This window comes from Pseudomonas sp. BF-R-30 (assembly GCF_019956175.1).
In the GTDB taxonomy this organism is placed as follows: Bacteria; Pseudomonadota; Gammaproteobacteria; order Pseudomonadales; family Pseudomonadaceae; genus Aquipseudomonas; species Aquipseudomonas jessenii.
In genome coordinates this window covers 1-3,962 of record NZ_JAHBDE010000063.1, presented here as the reverse complement: position 1 = coordinate 3,962, position 3,962 = coordinate 1, and the positions used below count along the sequence as shown (strand labels likewise).

The 3,962-nt window shown below is 58.7% G+C and carries 4 protein-coding genes; all 4 read right to left on the bottom strand.

All coding sequences use genetic code 11. The features are described from left to right. Positions 1–95 precede the first annotated feature (95 nt). The 4 genes from KGB20_RS24450 to KGB20_RS24435 all read right to left on the bottom strand — a co-directional run bounded on the left by KGB20_RS24450 (position 96) and on the right by KGB20_RS24435 (position 3,831). Positions 96–584, bottom strand: a complete 489-nt coding sequence (locus tag KGB20_RS24450; RefSeq protein ID WP_057713522.1) for an RDD family protein — start codon at positions 582–584, stop codon at positions 96–98. Positions 585–678: 94 nt separating this feature from the next. After that, positions 679–891: a cold-shock protein gene (locus KGB20_RS24445; protein ID WP_007977299.1), complete on the bottom strand. Its 213-nt coding sequence runs from the start codon at positions 889–891 to the stop codon at positions 679–681. Between the two features lie 402 nt (positions 892–1,293). Further along, positions 1,294–2,418 carry a glycine cleavage system aminomethyltransferase GcvT gene (gcvT, locus tag KGB20_RS24440; RefSeq protein ID WP_154860424.1) on the bottom strand — a complete coding sequence of 375 codons (1,125 nt, stop codon included), beginning with the start codon at positions 2,416–2,418 and terminating at the stop codon, positions 1,294–1,296. A 36-nt stretch (positions 2,419–2,454) separates the two neighbouring features. After that, on the bottom strand, positions 2,455–3,831 hold the full coding sequence (locus tag KGB20_RS24435; protein WP_102670349.1) for an L-serine ammonia-lyase: 1,377 nt from the start codon (positions 3,829–3,831) through the stop codon (positions 2,455–2,457). Positions 3,832–3,962: the final 131 nt, after the last annotated feature.

The window sequence follows — 3,962 nt, the reverse complement described above, 5'->3', positions numbered from 1 at the left end:
GCTCGCGAAGGCGTAGTGTCAGTCAGCATTGATATCAGCTGACACTACGCCTTCGCGAGCAAGCCCGCTCCCACATTGGTTTGTGTGTTCAGGGATTACTTGGTCTTCTTCGGAATCCGCACCAGTTCGGTATTGGAGTAGATGTCATGCCAGCTGCGTTTCTGTTTGTCGAACAGCGACCAGAAGAAACCCAGGCCAACGCACAGCAACGAAGCAATCGACACCACAAAGCGCAGCAGGGCCTGCCACAGGCTGATGGACGAGCCATCGGCATTCTGCACGCGGATGCACCAGACCTGCATGCCCAGGGTCTGACCGGACCAGGTCCAGAATTTGGCGAAGAAGCCGAACAGTACGAACAGCAGGACCGTGGAGAGCAGGGGATCGCCGTCCAGCGCCCCGGCTTCGGTAAGGGTGCGCATCCTTTCTTCGCCGATGATCGCCATCTGGATCATCTTGTAGATGCCGCTGGTGACGATCAGCAGGGCGGTGCACAGCAGGAAATCATAGAACATGGCTGCCAGGCGACGACCCAGGCCAGCGGCAGGAAAGTCGCCCTGGGGGGTAAGCAGGTGTTTCGACATGGCAGGCTCTCGGCGAAAAAGAAGCCATTTTACGGATTTACGCGCACAAAAAAGCCCCTGATGTCAGCATCAGAGGCTTTTTCGTTACAGAAGATTAGGCTTCTGCTTGTACTTCGTCAGCCTGCATGCCTTTCTGGCCCTGCACGGCGATGAAAGTCACTTTCTGGCCTTCTTTCAGGCTCTTGAAGCCGTTGCCCTGAATGGCGCGGAAATGCACGAACAGATCCGGACCGCTTTCAGGAGTGATAAAACCAAAACCTTTCTCGTCGTTAAACCACTTGACGGTACCGCTCTGACGTTGGGACATTTCTTATTTCCTTTGACGCAAAAATTAATGACAGTCTCCTTCTCATGAAAGAGTACTGGGGCTGGTTGCAGGAGAGTAAGAAGACGTCGAACGGGATGTAGCTAACTTGTAGGCTACTGCCCAGGTCACGATTCCAAGCGACCCATGCAAACACAGTGAACAAACTCTACGCCAACTACGGGAGAAAAAACAAGCCCCGTGTAGGCCCCGTATTTCCTCAGGTTGATGGCAAAGTAAGTCCACTAGTGGGGCCTTATTCACTAACCTTGTTCAATTGTTTTCGATCGTTATAAGCAAAGTTCATAATCGAAGCTTATAGCCAAACAATGCACTATTTTATGGCGGTTGCGTTACACATTAGTGCACCGTTAACGCAACCGCGTTACTTATAGGAACATTCAATCAGCCGCGATAGTAGCGTTGTGGAACAAATGGCATTTTGCTTACAAGCAAAGGCACCTTTTTCCCACGAACGATCGCCCAGACCGGTGTGTCCAGTGCGATGTAAGCGCTGTCGACGTAACCCATGGCTAGCGGGCCGCCCAAGGTAGGCCCGAAACCACCGCTGCAGACGCTGCCGATGATGTCGCCGGCTTCGTTGACGATCTCGGCGCCTTCGCGCACGGGTGTACGTTCCTGTGGTAGCAGACCTACACGTTTGCGGCTCACGCCTGCCTGTTGCTGGGCGAATACGCTTTCGGCGCCAGGGAAACCGCCGGCCCGTGCACCATCAGCGCGACGTGGCTTGGAGATCGCCCACAGCAGACTCGCTTCGATCGGGGTGGTTTCAGTATTCATGTCGTGGCCGTACAGGCACAAACCCGCTTCCAGGCGCAGGGAGTCGCGGGCGCCCAGGCCGATGGCGGCCACTTCGGCTTCAGCGAGCAGGGCTCGAGCCAGGGCTTCGGCGTTGGTGGCGGGTACGGAAATTTCGAAACCGTCTTCACCGGTGTAACCCGAACGGCTGACAAAGCAGTCCACGCCCAGCAGCTTCACGCGGGCGAACTGCATGAAGGTCATCTTCGCCACTTCAGGGGCCAGACGTGCAAGCACGGTCACTGCAGCCGGGCCTTGCAGGGCGAGCAGGGCGCGCTCTTCGAACAGCGGTTCGATCGTGCACTGGTCGCCAATGTGCTTGCGCAGGTGTGCCAGGTCCTGGTCCTTGCAGGCGGCGTTGACCACCAGGAACAGTTCGTCATTACCCAGGTTGGCGACCATCAGGTCATCGAGGATGCCGCCCGTCGCATTGGTGAACATCGCGTAGCGTTGCATGCCCACTGGCAGGTCGATGATGTCCACAGGCACCAGGGTTTCCAGGGCCTTGGCGGCATTGGCGCCGGTCAGGCGAATCTGGCCCATGTGCGAGACATCGAACAACCCCGCCTGGTCGCGGGTGTGCTGGTGTTCTTTCATCACGCCCAGCGGGTACTGCACGGGCATGTCGTAGCCGGCGAAGGGCACCATGCGGGCGCCGAGTTCGATGTGCAGTGCGTGCAACGGAGTTTTCAACAGTTGTTCGGTGGACATATTCAGCTCCTGAAAAAGGGTGCAGATGAGCGCGCATCAGCACTCGATAATGTTGACCGCCAAACCGCCACGGGCGGTTTCCTTGTATTTGCTTTTCATGTCGGCGCCGGTCTGGCGCATGGTGCGGATGACCTTGTCGAGGGAGACGAAGTGTTGTCCATCGCCGCGCAGCGCCATGCGCACCGCATTGATGGCCTTGACCGAGCCCATGGCGTTGCGCTCGATGCAAGGCACTTGCACCAGCCCGCCAATCGGGTCGCAGGTCAGTCCGAGGTTGTGTTCCATGCCGATTTCCGCGGCGTTTTCCACTTGCTGCACGCTGCCGCCGAGTACTTCGCACAAGGCACCGGCGGCCATCGAGCAGGCGACGCCGACTTCACCCTGACAGCCGACCTCGGCGCCGGAAATCGAGGCGTTTTCCTTGTACAGAATGCCGATGGCTGCGGCAGTGAGCAGAAAGCGCACCACGCCGTCGTCATTCGCGCCGGGGATGAAGCGCATGTAGTAATGCAGCACCGCCGGAATGATCCCGGCCGCGCCGTTGGTCGGTGCCGTGACCACGCGCCCGCCATTGGCGTTTTCTTCGTTGACCGCCAGCGCGTAGAGGTTGACCCAGTCCAGCACCGACAGGGGATCGCGCAACGACGATTCCGGGTTCTTGCACAATTGCCGATGCAGTGCGGCGGCCCGGCGCTTGACCTTCAGCCCACCGGGCAGGATGCCTTCATTGCGGCATCCGGCGGCGACGCAGTCCTGCATCACTTGCCAGATTTTAAGCAGGCCGGCGCGGGTTTCCGCTTCCGGACGCCAGGCGCTTTCGTTGGTCAACATCACTTGGCTGATGGACAGCCCGTATTTGACGCAATGACCGAGAAGATCCTTGGCGCTTTTGAACGGAAAGGTCAGGGGGGTGGCGTCTTCGACGATGCGGTCGGCGCCGGCGGCGTCTTCATCGACCACAAAACCGCCGCCGACTGAGTAGTACTCGCGGCTGCGGATCTGCAGGCCCGCGGCGTCGAAGGCGCGGAAAATCATGCCGTTGGGGTGATAGGCCAACGGTTTGCGAATCATCGCCAGGTGTTCTTTCTCGTTGAACGCAATGCTGTGTTCGCCGAGCAGGTTCAAGCGGCCGTTGCCGCGAATCTCTTGCAGGCGCGCGGCGACGGTCTCTGTATCCACGGTGTCCGGGTGTTCGCCTTCCAGGCCGAGCAGCACAGCCTTGTCACTGCCGTGGCCCTTGCCGGTGGCACCGAGCGAACCATACAGCTCGACTTTGACGCAGGCGGTGGCTTCAAGCAGGTTTTCGCGGCGCAAACCTTCGGCGAAGCGCGCAGCGGCACGCATCGGGCCGACGGTGTGGGAACTGGAGGGGCCGATGCCAATCTTGAACAGGTCGAACACGCTTAACGACATGGTGGTTCTCCGGTTTCTTGTTATAGGTATTGGCAGAAATTAGAGGTGTGGCACAAATCCCTGTGTGAGCGGGCTTGCTCGCGAAAGCGGTGGATCAGTCACCATCAATGTTGTCTGACCCACCGCTTTCG

Excerpts from the sequence above, each read along its gene's own strand:
- KGB20_RS24450 (WP_057713522.1), bottom strand. The coding sequence starts at position 584 with ATGTCGAAACACCTGCTTACCCCCCAGGGCGACTTTCCTGCCGCTGGC.
- KGB20_RS24445 (WP_007977299.1), bottom strand. The coding sequence starts at position 891 with ATGTCCCAACGTCAGAGCGGTACCGTCAAGTGGTTTAACGACGAGAAA.
- gcvT (WP_154860424.1), bottom strand. The coding sequence starts at position 2,418 with ATGTCCACCGAACAACTGTTGAAAACTCCGTTGCACGCACTGCACATC.
- KGB20_RS24435 (WP_102670349.1), bottom strand. The coding sequence starts at position 3,831 with ATGTCGTTAAGCGTGTTCGACCTGTTCAAGATTGGCATCGGCCCCTCC.